Source organism: Microbacterium sp. HA-8 (assembly GCF_046111165.1).
GTDB lineage: Bacteria > Actinomycetota > Actinomycetes > Actinomycetales > Microbacteriaceae > Microbacterium.
In genome coordinates, this window is sequence record NZ_CP162025.1 from 1,289,199 (window position 1) to 1,306,134 (window position 16,936).

Annotated in this window: 15 protein-coding genes and 1 pseudogene; 7 read left to right on the forward strand and 9 right to left on the reverse strand. The window is 64.0% G+C overall.

From position 1 onward, the window contains the following. Window positions 1-5: 5 nt before the first annotated feature. From AB2L57_RS06195 to AB2L57_RS06220, 6 genes are all read right to left on the reverse strand, one after another. The gene (locus AB2L57_RS06195) at window positions 6-389 is read right to left on the reverse strand and encodes a hypothetical protein (protein WP_409048332.1); all 384 of its coding nucleotides are present in this window, start codon (window positions 387-389) and stop codon (window positions 6-8) included. A 70-nt stretch (window positions 390-459) separates the two neighbouring features. Then, window positions 460-741 carry a helix-turn-helix transcriptional regulator gene (locus tag AB2L57_RS06200; protein ID WP_409048333.1) on the reverse strand — a complete coding sequence of 94 codons (282 nt, stop codon included), beginning with the start codon at window positions 739-741 and terminating at the stop codon, window positions 460-462. Window positions 742-830: 89 nt separating this feature from the next. Then, on the reverse strand, window positions 831-1,250 hold the full coding sequence (locus AB2L57_RS06205) for a hypothetical protein (protein WP_409048334.1): 420 nt from the start codon (window positions 1,248-1,250) through the stop codon (window positions 831-833). Next, on the reverse strand, window positions 1,243-3,348 hold the full coding sequence (locus AB2L57_RS06210; RefSeq protein WP_409048335.1) for a hypothetical protein: 2,106 nt from the start codon (window positions 3,346-3,348) through the stop codon (window positions 1,243-1,245). The genes AB2L57_RS06205 and AB2L57_RS06210 overlap by 8 nt, the downstream gene beginning before the upstream one ends. Beyond that, a complete protein-coding gene (locus AB2L57_RS06215; RefSeq protein ID WP_409048336.1) occupies window positions 3,345-5,135 on the reverse strand; it encodes a hypothetical protein in 1,791 nt (596 codons plus the stop codon). Before AB2L57_RS06215 ends, AB2L57_RS06210 begins: the two co-directional genes overlap by 4 nt. A 26-nt stretch (window positions 5,136-5,161) precedes the next feature. Then, complete coding sequence (locus tag AB2L57_RS06220; RefSeq protein ID WP_409048337.1) at window positions 5,162-6,649, reverse strand: tyrosine-type recombinase/integrase; 1,488 nt, start codon at window positions 6,647-6,649, stop codon at window positions 5,162-5,164. 97 nt (window positions 6,650-6,746) lie between these two features. Here AB2L57_RS06220 and AB2L57_RS06225 point away from each other — a divergent pair, with 97 nt between their 5' ends. Genes AB2L57_RS06225 through AB2L57_RS06240 form a run of 4 tightly spaced genes read left to right on the forward strand, consistent with a single transcriptional unit; the run spans window position 6,747 to window position 13,169 of the window. Then, window positions 6,747-7,127 (forward strand): hypothetical protein, encoded by a 381-nt coding sequence (locus AB2L57_RS06225; protein ID WP_409048338.1) that lies wholly within the window; start codon window positions 6,747-6,749, stop codon window positions 7,125-7,127. A gap of 41 nt (window positions 7,128-7,168) precedes the next feature. Then, entirely contained in the window at window positions 7,169-8,797 is a 1,629-nt protein-coding gene (locus AB2L57_RS06230; protein ID WP_409048339.1) for an Eco57I restriction-modification methylase domain-containing protein, read from the forward strand. Continuing rightward, window positions 8,790-11,360: a DEAD/DEAH box helicase family protein gene (locus AB2L57_RS06235; RefSeq protein WP_409048340.1), complete on the forward strand. Its 2,571-nt coding sequence runs from the start codon at window positions 8,790-8,792 to the stop codon at window positions 11,358-11,360. The genes AB2L57_RS06230 and AB2L57_RS06235 overlap by 8 nt, the downstream gene beginning before the upstream one ends. Window positions 11,361-11,390: 30 nt before the next feature. Further along, on the forward strand, window positions 11,391-13,169 hold the full coding sequence (locus AB2L57_RS06240) for a DUF262 domain-containing protein (RefSeq protein ID WP_409048341.1): 1,779 nt from the start codon (window positions 11,391-11,393) through the stop codon (window positions 13,167-13,169). A 236-nt stretch (window positions 13,170-13,405) separates the two neighbouring features. Here AB2L57_RS06240 and AB2L57_RS06245 read toward each other — a convergent pair whose 3' ends face one another. Further along, the gene (locus AB2L57_RS06245; RefSeq protein WP_409048342.1) at window positions 13,406-14,527 is read right to left on the reverse strand and encodes an FAD-dependent oxidoreductase; all 1,122 of its coding nucleotides are present in this window, start codon (window positions 14,525-14,527) and stop codon (window positions 13,406-13,408) included. Between the two features lie 118 nt (window positions 14,528-14,645). Here AB2L57_RS06245 and AB2L57_RS06250 point away from each other — a divergent pair, with 118 nt between their 5' ends. After that, window positions 14,646-14,963: a helix-turn-helix domain-containing protein gene (locus AB2L57_RS06250; RefSeq protein WP_081766164.1), complete on the forward strand. Its 318-nt coding sequence runs from the start codon at window positions 14,646-14,648 to the stop codon at window positions 14,961-14,963. Beyond that, the gene (locus AB2L57_RS06255; protein WP_036296135.1) at window positions 14,960-15,910 is read left to right on the forward strand and encodes an integrase core domain-containing protein; all 951 of its coding nucleotides are present in this window, start codon (window positions 14,960-14,962) and stop codon (window positions 15,908-15,910) included. Before AB2L57_RS06250 ends, AB2L57_RS06255 begins: the two co-directional genes overlap by 4 nt. Here AB2L57_RS06255 and AB2L57_RS06260 read toward each other — a convergent pair. After that, a complete protein-coding gene (locus tag AB2L57_RS06260) occupies window positions 15,808-16,167 on the reverse strand; it encodes an FAD-dependent oxidoreductase (RefSeq protein ID WP_409048680.1) in 360 nt (119 codons plus the stop codon). The two genes, AB2L57_RS06255 and AB2L57_RS06260, sit on opposite strands and share 103 nt — an antisense overlap. A gap of 69 nt (window positions 16,168-16,236) precedes the next feature. Between AB2L57_RS06260 and AB2L57_RS06265 the strand changes: the two genes are divergently transcribed. Next, entirely contained in the window at window positions 16,237-16,626 is a 390-nt protein-coding gene (locus tag AB2L57_RS06265) for a heavy metal-responsive transcriptional regulator (protein ID WP_409048681.1), read from the forward strand. A gap of 15 nt (window positions 16,627-16,641) precedes the next feature. Here the strand turns inward: AB2L57_RS06265 and AB2L57_RS06270 are convergent. Then, window positions 16,642-16,884 (reverse strand): annotated as a pseudogene (locus AB2L57_RS06270) (ATP-binding protein); the annotation flags it as partial. Window positions 16,885-16,936: the final 52 nt, after the last annotated feature.

Consider the following 16,936-nt stretch of genomic DNA (forward strand, 5'->3'; position numbering starts at 1 on the left):
AGCTATCAGCAATTGACACAGGTGCGGCCGTGGATGCGCCCTGGCCGAACGACGTCGTCGTGTCCCGGAATGTAGGCAATCGCGCCGAGTCGGGACCAGTAGCTGATCAGCCAGCGGTGCAAGAGATCGGTCTGCTCGCGGCGTTCAAGCAAGGTTCGGTCCGGGTCTTCGATGATGTCGTCCCAATTGGGGCTCGAGAACACGGCATCGATCAGCTCGGCGCACGATGGGCCGGTTCCGTGTCGATCCCACCACGCGAGAGTCAGTCGCCCCGCTTGGGTTGCGTTCGTGGAGCCCCCGGGTTCTTCGATCGTGCCGATGAGCGCGCTCAGGTAGGGGTCCCCGGCAGCCAGGATGAAGGAATCTTGGTTCAGGTCCGCCGCGCTCATACAGTGCAGAATGCCATACGGACTAGGCCTCCTGCGGTAGGCGGCGGCGCCTCGGCGCCCACCGTTGGAATCAGCGGATTGTGAGATCAGGAGTGTCGGCCGGCAGGAGGTCGCCAATCTCCACGTCGAGCACCTGCGCTACGGCCAACAGTGTCCTGACCGACGGGTTCGCGGGAGTGCCTGGCCGAGACTCGCCCTTCTCGAGCTTCTGGTACGTGTAGCGGCTGAGATTCGCCTCGTACGCGACACGATCTTGGCTGTAGCCGACGCGTGCACGCTCGCGCTGAATATTCTGACCAAGCTCGCGGGCGTATCGTTCCCAGGCAGTCGGTGGAGTCGCGTGGGAGGGCACGCACCCAGGCTTCCGATTAGGCCTTCGCGAGTAGGCCTAATCGGTATGGCAATCTCGACCTGCAGCGAGAGTCCCGGCGCGTGAAGCGGTCAGCTGCCGCGAGGCGTGGGTGCGGGGGAACGCTTCATTGGGGTGACGTTGCGCGTTGGGTCTTCACCGCGGAGCAGCTGATTCTCGACGTGTAACTCGGCCACCGCGGTCGCGGCGATCGTGAGTTGCGCCTCGAGCTCGCGAATACGCGCGCGGAGGCCCGCGATCTGTGTCCCACGGTCCGCGAGTGATCGGTTGAGCGCTTCGAGTTCACGATCGCGCGGCTGGGTTCCGCCTGCCCGCAATGCCCACTCTTCGAGCACGGACTTCGCGCGGTTCATCGTCGCGCGGCTGACACCGGCTTCGCGGTAGAGGTTCTCCTTGATGAGACGGCCGTCGGTGCGCACTGCTGTGCCAGCGAAGAGCCGCTCCATCGCATCGCGGAGCTTGCGTTCCGACGTGCTGATGGGTTCAGGCATCCGTGAATCTCCTCGTGATCTTGCGTACGTCTTTGAGTTCGGCCTCGAGCTGCTCGCGATTGTGCGACGCCATGCTGCGGTCGCGGAGCTTTGCCACCAGATCGCGCTCTTCGGCGACCCACACGGGCGCGTGTTCATCGGTCACGACCGAATTGCCGCAGGTGGTCGGCTTGCACCGGTTGGGGATCACACCGCTTGCGGCAGCCTCGGCAGACAGACCTTTGAGGCAGGCCGCCTGTTCCGGATCGCCGAGGCAGTGGTTGATCGTTCCCCACCGCAGCGTGCTGAAGCGGTCACGCAGCAGAGTGCGCAGAGTCCGCTCATCTCCGACCTTCACTGCGATGTCGACCTCGGCGGTGGCGTTCACGAGCTCGTCTCGGAAGCGTTGTGCGCCTGCGCCGGCGAGCTTGATGTCGTCGACAGAGTCGGACGACCACATGCCGACGAGGCGTGAGGCGACGGCCTCCTGCAGTTCGTGCTCGAACTCGGCGGCCCACTCGGGCGTTTCGCTCGCATACCCAGACGTTGTGCCGTTCGCTACGGCCCGACGTGCTGCGTGCTTCAGCTGGATACCGAGCGCGACTTCGCCATCCGGTTGTTGGGCAGTGATGACGGCCATCGTGCGTCGAAACATGTGCGGGGCGAGATGAAAGTGTGGGATCGGCTCGAAGCCGGCCTCTCGCCCAATGTCGTTGAGCTGGGGTATGAGCTTCTTCAACTCGTCGTGCCGGTCGAAGGTCACCAGTTGGCCTTCGCTCTTCTGGCTGCGTCGACTCGATCCGAAGACGGCTTCGCCCACCGCGAGCCGCTCGGCGACGCTGATCGCCTGTGCTACCGGCTCGATGATCCACCAGTTGCGGCGATGCGTTCCGCGCTTGCCTTTCCGTAACTGGGATGCGACCGCGGGCGCACCGTAGAAGGTCGTGAGCGCTCCCTTCTTGATGCTCAGCAGCTCGGAGTCGCGCATCATCGAAAGTGCCGCACAGAAGACGTAGCACGCGTTGCGAAGAACCTTGAGTTGAACTCGAATCGTGGCCGGATCGAAGCCATCGATCCAAGGGCCGGTGGAGCCGTCGGCCTTCCGCACGTCCGTGATCTTCGAGCGCAGGCCACCGCGCGCAGTGGAGATCTCGCCGGCGTCGATGGCTCTGGCGATTCGTTCGCGTCGGCGCCGCACCTCACTCCGTGATGTCTCGGCGAATAGGTGTTTGCTGTGGCCATCGGAAACGAGCAGCGATAGGAGAGTCCAGTGGATCTCACCTTCCGTGAAGCGGCCGGCGGACATGCGATGGAGGGGAACAGTCGACCCGGCGGCGACGAGCCAGGTCTCGATTGCGTCGTCGGGATCGCGGACAGCACGGCGTTCCTCGGGTGGACGCTCGAGAGTCGACCATTTGTCGGCGGCCGCGAAGATGTCGTGCGAGAAGACATCGATGTACTGCCAGCAGGCGCGAAGTAGCGGCCACCAGACGTGAGGTGGGATGACGGGCGTGCTCAGCTCCTCGCTGAACTTCTGCCCGCTCAGCGCGATCGTGGTCGCCTCACCCCACGGGCGGAACGGGATCCCTCCACCTGTGATGACCCGGTCGTACTGGTGGAGCGCACGGACGGACTCAATCGCTGCGCGCGTGGAGGACGGGGGAATGCTCGGCTTGATGTCACCAAGGAAGCAGTCGAGATCCGCTTGGTGGAGCTCATTCAGGGGGACACTGTCGAGGTGCTCGGCAAGCCAGGACGCGAATCTCTTGAGTCCGTCGAGTCTTGTGCGGATCGTCTTGGTCTGCGCGGGCGCGGCGGTCAGGTAGAGGCTCTGATCACGAAGGACCTGGTGTCCCGGATTGAGCATGGCCATCGCGATCTCGCGGGCGCGAAGATTCCAGTCTCCGGTGAACGCGCCGAAGAGCAGCACCGCTGAGTGGCGCCCCGCCGCGGGGTTCCAACCGAGTGCGCGCAAGTCCCAGCGGGAGTCGTCACCGAACGAAGAGACGGGGTACGGCTCCTCTCGATAGTGATGAGGGAGCACAGATTGCTGGGCGCGCCAGTAGGTGCTGGCGGGGGCGAGTCTCGAGGCATGGCGTGCGGCAGAATCAAGACTCACAGGTGGACTCCTCGCTGAGCGATGGGGACGTGGACGACTGCGTCGAGATCGTGGGAGCGTTGCGCTCGCTCTCGCTCCGCCGGAGTGAACTCATCCAGGATGCGCTCGATGTTCCTGAGCTGCTGTCCATGGGTTGCCGCGAACTGGGCGGGTTCCATCTCGTTCTGGTGTCCGCGAAGGATCTCGCGATAGGCGAGGATTCGAGGCAGGTGGTCGGTGAACACGATCGCGTTGGGGCACGCGAAGCACATCGATGGCCGATGCTCGCATAGACGCCCGCTTCGGCCGTAGGGAGAGTCGTACGGTGAGCTGCAGTGCGCGACGTTCATGGCTCGATCCGTCGACGTCGACTCCAACTCGGCAACCGCAGCCACCGCAAGCTCGGGTCGCTCACCAGCCCGGATCGACGCAGCACTGGCCTTCACGAACACTGGGCCGCTGACACGGTCGAAGACCTGCTGTTGAGCTGCGTTGACCGCTGCGCCGGCCAGCACGTGAACTGTCGTCGTCTGCGCGTAGTGGCGCTGGTAGACGGCGATGCTGTGGTCATCGCCTGCCGCAATGTCGGCGCTTCGGAGCACCGCCGCTCGCACACTCTTGACTGTCTTTCGCAGTCGGCGCGCGTCGTGAGGTCTGGAGATGGCAGGTGTGATCGACGTCAGAAGGGACGAGAACGACTTCGAGAACGAATCTGGGCGTACCTCAAGGCGTCTTGACGAAGTTCGGAACACGCTCAAGAACAGGGCGTCATGCACCGGCGACGGGCTGGCTTCCCTCAGTTCCCTCGCCCTGGAAGTCGCAGCGAGAAACCGCTCGATGAGATCGCCCGACTTCCATCCGCTGCCGCTGGCAGATCCGGACGTGGCGCAGCGTACGATCCGGCTGCGGTGGGCGCGGGCCTTGTACAGACGGACGCGTAGCGTGTCGGGGTCCGAGATGTCGATGTCGCTCAGTGAGACGTTCGACCACTCCTCGGGAGCGGCGCCCGTCTCGAGCTGCAGCAGCGTCCTGAACGCGACCAGGTCGTCGCTCGAGGGATAGAGATATGACAGCAATCGCCTGACAACCCGGCCGGAGCCTCCATACGTCGTCGCGTGTTCGGTTTCGAACGCCTCGTGCAGGTCGTTGAGGACGCCTCGGTCGCACGCCAGCATGGCCTCGCGCTCCACCATGATGCCGTCCGTCCGTCCCAGGTGGTGGATGCCCCAGAGGATATCTTCCGCGCGTGACCACCCGTCACCGCGAGGATCGCGCCCGACCTCGAGCAGTTGATGTCCGATCGAGAGTCGCTCCTCCAGCTCTCGGATGCGGCTGCGGCAGGTATCACGAATCGCAAGACGCTCGGCATTCGAGAACTCGTCGAGAGGCGTCGCGCCGCCGCCCTGATGCAAGACCTGCCCGTCGGCCCACCGCTCGACGTCGAGGCCGACGTCTCGACCGTTCGCGATGTGGACTCGGACCAACCTTCGAAGCTGTCGACCGTACTTGTACGGCATGGTGCTCTCGGCGGGGTACGCGGCAGCCAGCCCCGACTCCCACTCATGGATCCCGTCGACCACGACGCGATCGGCCCATGCGAGGCTTGCGGTTCGCGGGCACGCATTGGTGAGACTGCGAAGGAGACTGATGACCGCAACACGGTACTGATATGCCGTCCCGTCAGCCAGCGCGAACGTGCGTCTCATGTCGACGAGTGCGTCCGAGAGCTCAGCGGCCAGGATCGGGTGCGCGAAGTCCAGCGGTCTGATCGTGCCGTCGTTGCTCCCGCCCGCGATCGTGAACGTCATCCGACGAGGGGAGAGGTCGTGGCCGGTCATTCTGCCTTCCGATCCGCGAGGACGGCGTCGGCGAAGGTCGCGGCCTCGTCGCTCCAGCTCTCGAACACGTCCTGGATGAGTGCGTCTGTGTCCTCGATGTATCGCAGGTAGATCATGGTCGTGGCAGGGTTCGAGTGGCCAAGAAGCCGCTGCACAGTCAGTCTCGGGTTGATCGCTATGTGCTCGGACAGAGTGGCCGGTCCGAGGTTGCCAGCGCGGCGGTCGGCCTCACGGGCGAGCGCGACATCGGTGAGTGCCTTGAGGAGCACGACGGCGAAGGTGTGACGCAGATCATGCGGTGTGATTTGCGCTCGGCGCCCTCCCATCTCAACTTCAGCGAGCTCAAGGGTGCGACGACTCGCCGCGGCAAACGTGGCATGCCAGGCTCGTCGACTTATCGGTAGCCCCCCTCGGCCCAGGAACAATCCCAGCGCCTCGAGCCCGTGATCGCGTTCGATCACCGCGATTCGGCGCAGGTGCGGCGGGAGGAGATGTAGTGGCCATCTCGACCGGCGCCCGTCGAGCCGCCCACGGATGACGCCGGCAGAGACGTCGAGCTCGTCGACGACAAACAGATCGGCTCGACGCGACCATAGTGAGTTGGCAGATGCGCGAACGACGGCACGGCGCTCCGTTCGGCGATAGAGGTCGACGGCGCGCAGTGCGGTGAGCGGAACATGGACACGGCGCCGCTTCTGGTACTTGGCGCATGCTTCGAGGAGTACGGAGGCACCCGTGCCGGCGGGTGCGGGCAGCTCGGCATCCAGCAACGTCGAAAACTCGCCGAGTCGCATCCCTGTCGTCACGGCGACCTGCGCGCCAGCCTGGGAACGCAAGCTCGTTCTTCCCCGCCAACTCGCATCCAGCTCGCCGAGTGCGGTTTGCCCACCGAGGCCGATGTCGCGGAATGCGCGCCACTGCGCCTGACTCAACGGGCGTATGTCTGGCTCACTCCGCCACGGGTTGCGAAGCGCTGACGATCTCCCGATGGTGATCCACGGCTCACGACGAACCTGCCCGGTCTGCACGAGAAGCTGGTAGATCCCGTGAACGACGACGACGTCGCGTCGCCAGGTTGCCGGCGAGACTGCGCGATCCCCACCGCCGAGCCGCCACTCTCGGTACGCGACGATATCGTCGGCCGACGCGTGCACCACGTCAGTCCCACGATCTTCGAGGAATCCAGCGAAGCGAAGCGCGTCGTACGCGTAGTTGCGCACTGTCGACGTTGACGTCGAACCCGCAATGATCCGGAAGTAGGTCTGCCAGGGCTCAACCGGTCGCCATCGATCGTCGAGCAGCACGGGCAGTCCGTCGGGAAGCGAACGTGAGCTCGCGTAGACGTCGCGCGTGTCTTCGTCGACGTCAGTGGGCACGGCGAGTTGGTGGTTGATGAAACGCAGATGCATCGCTCTCCGAGGTTGTTCGGGTGGTCGATTGAGACACTGACCGAACGTACACATAACCGCCTGCGGCTCGGGCAACTTTCTCATCCCCGTCCTGGCTCGCAAGCTCGCCACGGTCGAGCTTCGGCATGGCAAGAGCGAGTTCGAGAAGCGCCATTACGCACTGTTCGCGCTGATGTGCACCTACGGTATCGAACTTCTCGCAGACAACGCCGAAGAGTGCCGCGACAACCTCGCCGAGGTGTTCAACACGTTCTTGGGTATCGGCAACGATGACCAGTGGGCGCGAGCGGCCCGCGCGGTTCTCGCCGTGAACATCGTCCAGGGCGATGCCTTGACCATGACCGTGCCAAGCGGCCAGCCGATCACCTTTCCCGAGTGGGGCTACCTCGGCAAAGGCAAGTTCCAGAGGCGCGACTTTCGCTACGACGACCTCACTCAGCGCGCCTCGTACGAGGGAACCCTATTCGGCGAGCTCGATGACGAGGACCTGTTCGTCCCCGCGCAGACTTACCCGACGATGACCGTCAGTCAGATCGCCCGGGCCGCCGCGTGACCCTTGCACCTTTCGCCCTCCGAGGGCACAACCCGGATGTCTTGACCTGTATCGCGAACCTCTCCAACGATGAGGTCTTCACCCCGCCGGAGTTTGCGAACCAGATGCTCGACACGCTTGCTGCCGCGTGGGCAGACGCCAACGACGGTGCCGACATCTGGGCCAACCCCGATGTCACGTTCCTCGATCCGTTCACCAAGTCCGGTGTGTTCCTCCGCGAGATCGTGCGCCGGCTCACCGACGGACTGATCCTGACGATCCCCGACCTCACCGAACGCGTCGATCACATCCTCACCCACCAAGTGTTCGGCATCGGGATCACCCAGCTCACGGCGCTGCTCGCGCGCCGGAGCGTCTACTGCTCGAAGTTCGCCAACGGACCGCACTCGATCGCTAGGTCATTCACGACCGAGGACGGCAACATCTGGTTCGAGCGCACGGAGCACACCTGGGGCGGCGGGAAGCGGGAGTTCCGTGCTGATCCACTGACCAGCGAGGAAGTCGCCGTCTATACCAACCGCAAGTGCATCTACTGCGGGGCGGGCGAGGATGACTACGCCCGTGGTGACGACCTTGAGACTCACGCCTACGCCTTCATCCACACCGACGACATCAAAGCCCGCATCGCGGAGCTGTTCGGAGACACCATGCAGTTCGACGTCATCATCGGGAACCCGCCCTACCAGCTCAGCGACGGCGGTCATGGGACCAGCGCTGCGCCGATCTATCAGCTCTTCGTAGAGCAGGCCAAGAAGCTCGACCCGCGATTCCTGACGATGGTGATACCGTCCCGCTGGTTCTCCGGAGGCAAAGGTCTCGACGAGTTTCGAGAGTCGATGCTCAAAGACGGTCGACTCCGCTCCATCGACGACTTCCTCAGCGCTTCGGATGTGTTCCCCGGTGTCGGCCTCAAGGGCGGTGTGAGCTACTTCCTCTGGGACCGCGACCACCCCGGGACTTGCGAGGTCACGACCCACTTCAAGGGATGGGAAGACTCGGTCGATACGAGGCCACTACTCGAGGCCGGTGCCGACGTGTTCATTCGCTTCAACGAAGGGGTCTCCATCCTCAAGAAAGTTGTGGCCACCGACACAGGAACGTCCGACGGCCTCACACTCCCTCCGGGGCAACGGTTCGAGGAACTGGTTAGTTCTCGAAAGCCGTTCGGTCTTGAGACGACGTTCCGTGGCAAGACGACGCGCGGTGCAGATGATGTTTTGGTCTACCAGAATGGCAGCCCAGGCTACATCGCAAGAGACGCCATCCCCTCGGGCAGCAACCTGGTCGACAAGTGGAAGGTGTTCGTCGGCTATGCGGCGCCTGGCACGGGAAATAGGGACACCTACCCCCATCGAGTCATCAGTACCCCGTTCCTCGGCGAACCCGGCACGATTTCGTCTGAAACCTACTTGTGCATTGGACCGTTCGACTCTAGGAGCGAGGCCGAGAGCGCCCTCTCATACCTGTCGTGCCGACTGCCGCGGTTGCTGATCCAACTCCGAAAGGCATCTCAGCACGTCACGAGTAAGGTTTACGGTTTCGTGCCCAGGCAGGAGTGGACGCAGCGCTGGACCGACGCCGACCTATATGCCCGGTATGGCCTTACCGACGACGAGATCGCCTTCATAGAGAAGGTCGTCCGCCCGATGGACTTGAACGCAGATGAGTAGAGACATCGGCGAGCTTTTCCCAGAGAGGCCCGAAGCGAGGCTGCGTATCTACGCGTGGTCGCCGAACGATCCACCAGCAGGATATGCAGGACTTCTCAAGGTCGGGCAGACAACGAAGACGGATGTGAATGTGCGCATCCGAGAGTCTCAAGGGCAGATGCAGCAGGCCTACATGCTGCACGTTGACGAACTCGCCGAGCGCGGTGACGGGTCGGTCTTTCGCGACTTAGATGTGCGTCAACGGCTGATCGACAAGGGCTTCGAGAACCCGATCTTCGGCTCAGCACGAGAGTGGATGCGCTGCACCCCGGACGATGTCCGTACGGCGATCACTGAGTTGCGTACGGGCGTGACGCTCAGTGGCACCCATCACGAGACGTTCCCGATGCGCCCGGAGCAGGTCAGCGCCGTCGATAAGACCGAGGGCTACTACGAGTCCATCTGGGCCGAGGACTCTCACGCGGTGCCACGGTTCCTGTGGAACGCCAAGATGCGCTTTGGGAAGACCTTCGCCTCCTACCAACTCGCGAAGCGGCTCGGCGCCAAGCATGTCCTCGTGGTGACCTTCAAGCCCGCAGTGGAGGATGCCTGGCAGACCGATCTGGAGTCTCACGCCGACTTCGACGGCTGGCAGTACCTCTCCTCGGCCACCGGGGGCAGCCCGGATGAGGCGGACAAGACTCGGCCACTGGTCTACTTCGGTTCGTTCCAGGACCTGCTCGGGCGAGATCGGAAGACCGGCCTCATCAAGGCGAAGAACGAGTGGGTTCACACCACCAACTGGGACCTTGTGATTTTCGATGAGTACCACTTCGGTGCGTGGCGTGAGTCGGCCAAGGAGTTGTTCGAGGGTGAGGACGAGAAAGTCAAGCAGAAGGAACTGGCCGCGGAGTACAACGATGGCCTCGTGGCCTTCGATGAGGAGCTTGACGAGCTCGGCAACGATGAGGACGACTTCCTGCCGATCACAACCCGCGCCTACCTGTACCTGTCGGGCACGCCGTTCAAGGCGCTGGCAACTGGTGAGTTCATCGAGGAGCAAATCTTCAACTGGACCTACACCGACGAGCAGCGCGCCAAGGCCGAGTACGCCGTCGCGCAACCGGACGCCTGGAACCCGTACGGGGCACTCCCGGAGATGCGTCTATTCACGTACCAGATGCCTGACGAGTTGATTGCCGTTGCGAATCAGGGGGAGTTTGACGAGTTCGACCTCAACGAGTTCTTCGAGGCAAAGGGAATCGGCAAGGACGCCGAGTTCGCCCACAAGACCGACGTTCAGAAGTGGCTCGATCTGATCCGCGGCGCTCACCTGCCCACGCAGGTCGACGCCATGCGAATGGGTACCCGTCCGCCATTCCCGTACTCCGATGTCCGGCTCCTGCCGTACCTGCAGCACTCGTTCTGGTTCCTGCCCAACGTTGCTGCTTGCGAGGCGATGGCGAACCTGCTTGCGGAGAAGCAGAACGTGTTCTGGCACGACTGCAAGGTCCTAGTCGTCGCGGGCGCTGGCGCGGGCATCGGGCTGGATGCTCTCCCGCCGGTGCGGGCGGCGATCGGCGATGGCCATGACACGAAGACGATCATTCTGTCGTGCGGCAAGCTCACCACGGGCGTCACCGTCAAGCAGTGGTCCTCGATTCTGATGCTGCGCAACCTCAACTCACCGGAGACCTACTTCCAGGCAGCGTTCCGCGTGCAGTCACCGTGGTCGATCAAGAATCCCGAAGGGGACGACCCAAACGCCGAAGCCGTTCTCAAGCCGGTGTGCTTCGTGTTCGACTTCGCCCCTACTCGTGCGCTCCGTCAGATCGCCGACTACGGGGCCGGTCTCTCGCCGGAGACGCCGAACCCCGAGCAAGCGGTCGAGGAGCTCGTGAAGTTCCTACCCGTGTTGGCGTACGACGGGTCGAACATGACTCAGGTCGATGCTGGCGGCATCCTCGACATCGCCATGTCGGGCACCTCCGCGACCCTCCTGGCACGCAAGTGGGAGTCCGCGATCCTCGTCAACGTCGACAACGACACCCTGCGCAAGATCATGAACACCCCCGACGCCCTCAACGCCGTCATGAACATCGAAGGCTTCCGCGCGCTCGGCAACGACATCTTCGAGACCGTCGTGAACAAGAGCGACGCCGTGAAGAAGGCGAAGAAGGAGAAAGGCGAAGACATCACTCCGGCGGAGAAGAAGGAGCTCACGGCGGAAGAGAAGGAGTACAAGTCCAAGCGGAAGCAGATTCAGGAGAAGCTGGTCAAATTCGCCACCCGCATTCCGGCGTTCATGTACCTGACCGACTTCCGCGAGAATACTCTTCAGGACGTCATCACCAAGCTCGAACCGGGCCTGTTCCGTACCGTGACAGGGCTGACCGTCGAGGACTTCCATCTGCTCGTAAACCTTGGCGTCTTCAACGCGACCCACATGAACCAAGCCGTCTTCGCCTTCCGTCGCTATGAAGACTCGTCCCTGTCCTACACCGGCATCGAGTCCCACAAGGGTCTGCGTCGCTACGGCCTCTACGACACCGTGGTCGCCGTCAATGACGATGCCATCGCCTGACCATCTGCCCGCCTGACCGAGAGAGTCCGCATGTCCTTTCAGACCCCGCGCAGCATCGAGGAGATGCTCACTGCTATCCATAGGCGCGAGTACCTGATGCCGGCGATCCAGCGCGAGTTCGTCTGGGGTGCCGATCAGATCACCAAGCTCGTCGACAGCCTCATGCGTGGCTACCCCGTCGGGTCGTTCCTGCTTTGGGACGTCAAGCCCGAAACCGCGCAGTCCTACACGTTCTACGAGTTCCTCACGAACTACCACGAGCGCGACAACCCCTACGCGGACAAGGCAACGGTTCCTTCGGGGAACGGCACGACGGCAGTGCTCGATGGGCAGCAGCGGCTCACCTCGCTGAACATCGCGCTGTACGGCAGCTTCGCGGAGAAGAAGAAGTACGCCTGGTGGAACAGCGCGGATGCGTTCCCCGTCAAGCGCCTCTACCTCAACCTCGTCGACGAGCCCGACGACGAAGAGCTCGGCACCAAGTACGACCTACGGTTCCTCACCGACCGGGAGGCGGCCCCGGCGGACGGCGAGGCTGACAAGTGGTTCCGGGTAGGCGCGGTTCTCGATCTCGCCAACGCTGGCCCGGCGATCATGCGGGAGCTGGAGCAACGGGGCATCGCCGGATCGGCTGACGCGTTCCAGCGGCTTTACGACCTGTACGAGGCGGTGCGGGTTCTCAAGCCGATGAACTACTTCCTGGTCACCGATCAGGACGCCGACAAGGTGCTCGAAATCTTCGTCCGCGTCAACAGCGGCGGCACCACGCTCTCGTACTCCGATCTGCTGCTGTCGATGGCCACGAACCAGTGGCAAGAACTGGACGCCCGTGAGGAAGTCCGCTCGCTGGTCTCCGAGATCAACAGCAACGCCGGACGCCAATTCTCGTTCTCCAAAGACGTGGTGCTGAAGACCGCGCTGACGATCGCGGACGTGGACGTGCGATTCAAGGTCACCAACTTCACCCAAGGCAACATGGCTAAGGTGGAGGCCGCGTGGCCGCAGATCAAGGGTGCGTTGCTGCGTGCTGCGACGTTGCTTCAGCAGTTCGGATACAACGAACGCAATCTCACCGCGAACAGCGTGATCGTCCCGGTCGCGCACTACCTGCACTTGCGGGGTGCAGGCGACTCCTACCTCGACTCCACTGCGGACGCTGCCGACAGGCTCGCCCTCCAGCGATGGGTGACCCGCTCGCTGGTCAAGCGTGGCATTTGGGGGTCGGGGCTCGACACCCTGCTCACCCGCATCCGCGATGTCCTTCGGACCAACTCGGCGAGTGGCTTCCCGGTTGCGGCGGTCGAGGAGGCGATGGCGGCCGTCGGCAAGAGCCTCGCGTTCGACAACGCAGAGATCGACGAACTGCTCAACCTCAAGTACGCCGGCCAGCGGACGTTCTCCGTCCTCTCGGTGCTGTACCCGGGACTGGACCTGAGCAAGAAGTTCCATGAAGATCACATCTTCCCCAAGTCCCGGTTCACCAAGAAGAAGCTCCTCGACGCCGGGGTCCCGCTCGACAGCATCGACGACTACCTGGCTGCCGTGAACCTCCTGCCGAATCTCCAGTTGCTTGCTGGGACTGCCAACATCGAGAAGCAGGATGGCCTGCCCGCAGAGTGGATCGACACCGCCTTCCCGAGCGAGGACAAGCGAGCTACCTACCTTGCCGAGAACGACCTCGACGGCCTTCCGCTCGACTTGGCCGACTTCACCTCGTTCTTCGAGCAGCGCAAGCAGCGGGTCCGAGCTCGCCTGCTCGCCGCTCTGGGAACGGCACCGGGGGCACCGGACGACGCGGCGCTCTCATAGCCCACGGGACAGAGCGGACACAACCTGGAGGGGTAACACTCCGTTGCCAAGCGCGGTTATCTGCTGGTTCTGCGACAGTTCGCTGGCATCGGTGCCCCATCCAGTCGGCAGGCCCAACAGCCGAACGCGGGTGCTGGGCGGGGCCTTCGGTGTCGTTCAGGAGGGCCGGCTGGCCTTATCAACCTGATCTGGCCCCGGGGTGACGGTTTGAAGTGGCCCCGTTGAGCTGTCTGCTATCAGGCGCAGCAGGAGGTCGGGAGTTCGTTACGGAATAGGTTCGCAGTGAGGCGGATGCTTTCGGCCATGGTGAGGTACGGCGCCCAGGTGTCGGCGAGCTGAGTGACAGTGAACTCGGCTTTGATGGCGTAGGTCGCGGCGAGCATCATCTCACCCGCGGTGTCGGCGAGGGCGTGGATACCGAGCACTCTTCCAGTATCGGCGTCAGCGACGATCTTGAGGCCACCGCGGGTGTTGCGGTTAGTGATGGCCCGAGGCACGTCGGCCAGTCGCAGGTAACGGCAGGCGCACCGGTATCCGGCGGCGATGGCTTCGGCTTCGGTGATGCCGGCGGAGGCGAGCTGGGGTGAGGTAAACAGGACGGTGGGTAGCCCGGTGTAATTGACCTGTTCGTGGTGGCCGAGGGCGTTGCGGGCGGCGATCTTCCCGGCCATCGCGGCGACATACACATACCCCGGCGCGTCGGTGACGTCGCCGGCCGCGAACACGGCTGGGTTTGTGGTCCGCTGCTCCTCGTCCACGACGACGAAGCCGCGCTCGTCGGTCGCGATGCCCGCCGCGCCGAGTTCGAGCCGCTGGGTTCGTGGTGTGCGGCCAGTGGCGATGAGGACACGTTCACCGGTGGCTTCCTTCCCCGTGCGGGTGACGACTCGGGCCAGGCCGTCGTGATTGGTGATCGCTGCCGCACGGTCGCCCGTGACGGTGATTCCCTCGGTCAGGAAGGCTTTGCGGAGCTCGGAGGAGAGTTCGGGTTCGGCGTGCGGGGCGAGCCGGCCGATGATGGTGACCTCAACTCCGAGCCGTGCGAAGAGCTGGGCCTGTTCGAGACCTACGAAGCCGCCGCCGATCACCACGAGTGAAGCGGGCAGCTCGGTGAGTTCCATGGCTGTGGTCGACGTGAGGTAGTCGACCTGGTCGAGCCCTGGGATCGCGGGGACGTGGGGCTCGGCGCCGGTGGCGACGAGGTACGATCTGGCGCGAACCGGTCGTCCGTCGACGAGAAGGGTCTCCGCGTTGGTGAAGGTGGCGGTGCCGGGGATGATGTCGAACCCGTAGGCGGCGGCGATGTCGGCGTATTTGGTCTGTCGGAGCATCCCGACCAGTTCATCCTTCTGCTGCACGAGCGCTCCGAGATCGACCGTGTCGGCGGAGGTGGGGGCGCCGGGTGTCGCGCGTCAGAATGTTTGGCAGGGGTAGTTAGTTGCTGATGTAACGCCCCAGCTGAGAGGTCTGAATGTCATGAGTCGTCCACCGACGATCCCCGTGGAGAAGAAGCTCCGCATCGTGTTGTCCGTGTTGCAGGGCGAGATCACGATCGCTGAAGCGGGCCGCCGTGAGAAGGTCTCGGAGCAGGCCATCGGGAACTGGAAGCGCCAGTTCCTCGAGGGCGGCAGAGCCGGCATCGAGGCGGGTAAGTCCAAGCCCTCGACCCGCGAGCAGCAGCTCGAGGACGAGGTCGCCGAGCTCACCCAGGCGCTGGGTGAGGCCGCGGTCGAGATCCGGGTCTGGAAGAAGAGCGCCGAGGGCCGCCTGGGCCCTTCGAGGACCTCGAGGTGATCCGCACCGAGGCGGGCATGTCGACCGCGAGGTTCTGTCAGCTGATCGACATGCCCGAACGCACCTGGCGGCGCTGGCAGGCCAAGGCGAAGACTGACCGGCCGCCGAAGGGCCCGTGGCCGCAGCCGGCGCGAGACGCGGCCCGGCCGCTGGTGGTCGCGCATGCGTTGAAGAAGCCGGAGTGGGGCCACCGGAAGATCTGGGCGATGACCCGCCATGACGGACACAAGGTGTCCCAGGCGACCGTGCTGCGGCTGCTGCGCGATGACGGGCTGATCCTGCCATCGGAGTACCAGAAGCAGCGTCGAGAACTCGCGAAGAACCGCAAGGCCGCGTTCGCACGAAACCCGACCGGCCCGAACCAGGTATGGCAGTTGGACTTCAGCGAGTTCGAGACCACCCAGGGTGGGATCTGGAGGATCGCCGGCTGCCGGGACTGGTACTCGAAGCTCGAGCACCCGTTTCACACCTCGCCGACCGCGAACCAGCACGACGCGATCGCCGCGATCGAACTCGCCCTCGTCGACTACGTGACCCTGTTCGGCCACCCCCTCGTCGACCAATGTCAGGTCGACGACGAGACCGGCGAGCTGCTGCCGGTCGTCACGATCGTCACAGACAACGGCGGTCCATTCCGATCGATGAACTTCGAGCTGTTCATCATGCGCCACCCCGAACTGCGACACGTCCGCACCAGGGTGAAGTCACCGGGGCAGAACGGATCACGCGAACGCGGCTTCGGGACGCTGAAGTACGAACGGCTGTTCCTCGACGACATCCCCGACGCGCTCACCCTCGTCGAACGCGCCGAGGACTACCGCATCGAGTACAACGAGACCCGCCCTCATGAGGCGATCGCTTGGAACCGGCCGATAGAGGTGCACATGGGCCTGGCCGACCCGACCATCCCCAACTTCGAAATCGAAGAATCCCTGCCAACTACTTGACGCGGGACACCGGGGAACGGGTTCGTGAGGGCGGCGTGGCGGGTGTGCGTAGCTGCGAGGAGCGTCTTCGAGGGCACACAGCCGACGTTCACGCAGGTGCCGCCGAGCGTTCCGGACTCGATGGCCACCACGCTGGCCCCTTCGAGCCGGGCGTGGATCGCCGCGGACATCGCCGCCCCGCCCGTGCCGATTACCGCAAGATCGAGCTCGCCGTGCTGTGTCATGATGCCTCCTCGTGGTGGACCCGGACCGCTCATCCGGGCACGTATGACAGAATTGACCTTCAAGCATGCTTGAAGGTCAAGCCCGCGGCGGAGGTGCCAACGATGCGGATCGGAGAGCTCGCGGAGCAGGCGAGGACGAGACCGTCGACGGTGCGGTATTACGAGGAGCGAGGGCTGCTGCGGCCGCCGGAACGCACGCCCGCCGGCTACCGCGACTATGGTGACGAGACTGTGCAGCGGCTGGAGTTCATCGACCGGGCTCGGGCTGCGGGACTCACCCTCGCGCAGACCGCGGAGATCCTTGATATTCGCGATGCGGGACGTTCCCCGTGCGCGCACGTTCAGGACCTGCTTGACCGACGACTGGTGGAGATCGACGAGCAGCTTGAGCAGCTGAGTGCCCTGCGAGGGAGCATCGTCGAGCTTCGCGCGCAGGCGGCCGCAACGGCGTCCGAAGCCTGCACACCGGAGTCCATCTGCCGCTACCTCTGAACTGCTCGTGGATCACTACTGTCGCTGACGTGTGTGATTGAGCCGGTAGGAGGTGGTGCCGGTTTCGATGATGGTGCCGTTGAAGGTGAGCCGGTCGACGATCGCGGCGCACAGCGGCGGGTCAGTGAAGGTCTTGGTCCACCCCGAGAAAGACTCGTTCGAGGCGATCGCGACGGAGGCTTTCTCTTCGCGTTCGGTGAGGACCTGGAAGAGGAGTTCGGCGCCGCGGCGGTCGAGTTCCATGTAGCCGAGCTCGTCGCGTGAGGACAGCAGCCCACGGACGTTCTCGATGACGACCTATTCGGGCTGG

Coding starts and splice junctions, on each gene's coding strand:
- AB2L57_RS06250 (WP_081766164.1), top strand. CDS start 14,646: ATGAGTCGTCCACCGACGATCCCCGTGGAGAAGAAGCTCCGCATCGTG.
- AB2L57_RS06215 (WP_409048336.1), bottom strand. CDS start 5,135: ATGACGTTCACGATCGCGGGCGGGAGCAACGACGGCACGATCAGACCG.
- AB2L57_RS06225 (WP_409048338.1), top strand. CDS start 6,747: ATGTGCACCTACGGTATCGAACTTCTCGCAGACAACGCCGAAGAGTGC.
- AB2L57_RS06205 (WP_409048334.1), bottom strand. CDS start 1,250: ATGCCTGAACCCATCAGCACGTCGGAACGCAAGCTCCGCGATGCGATG.
- AB2L57_RS06265 (WP_409048681.1), top strand. CDS start 16,237: ATGCGGATCGGAGAGCTCGCGGAGCAGGCGAGGACGAGACCGTCGACG.
- AB2L57_RS06240 (WP_409048341.1), top strand. CDS start 11,391: ATGTCCTTTCAGACCCCGCGCAGCATCGAGGAGATGCTCACTGCTATC.
- AB2L57_RS06235 (WP_409048340.1), top strand. CDS start 8,790: ATGAGTAGAGACATCGGCGAGCTTTTCCCAGAGAGGCCCGAAGCGAGG.
- AB2L57_RS06260 (WP_409048680.1), bottom strand. CDS start 16,167: ATGAGCGGTCCGGGTCCACCACGAGGAGGCATCATGACACAGCACGGC.
- AB2L57_RS06195 (WP_409048332.1), bottom strand. CDS start 389: ATGAGCGCGGCGGACCTGAACCAAGATTCCTTCATCCTGGCTGCCGGG.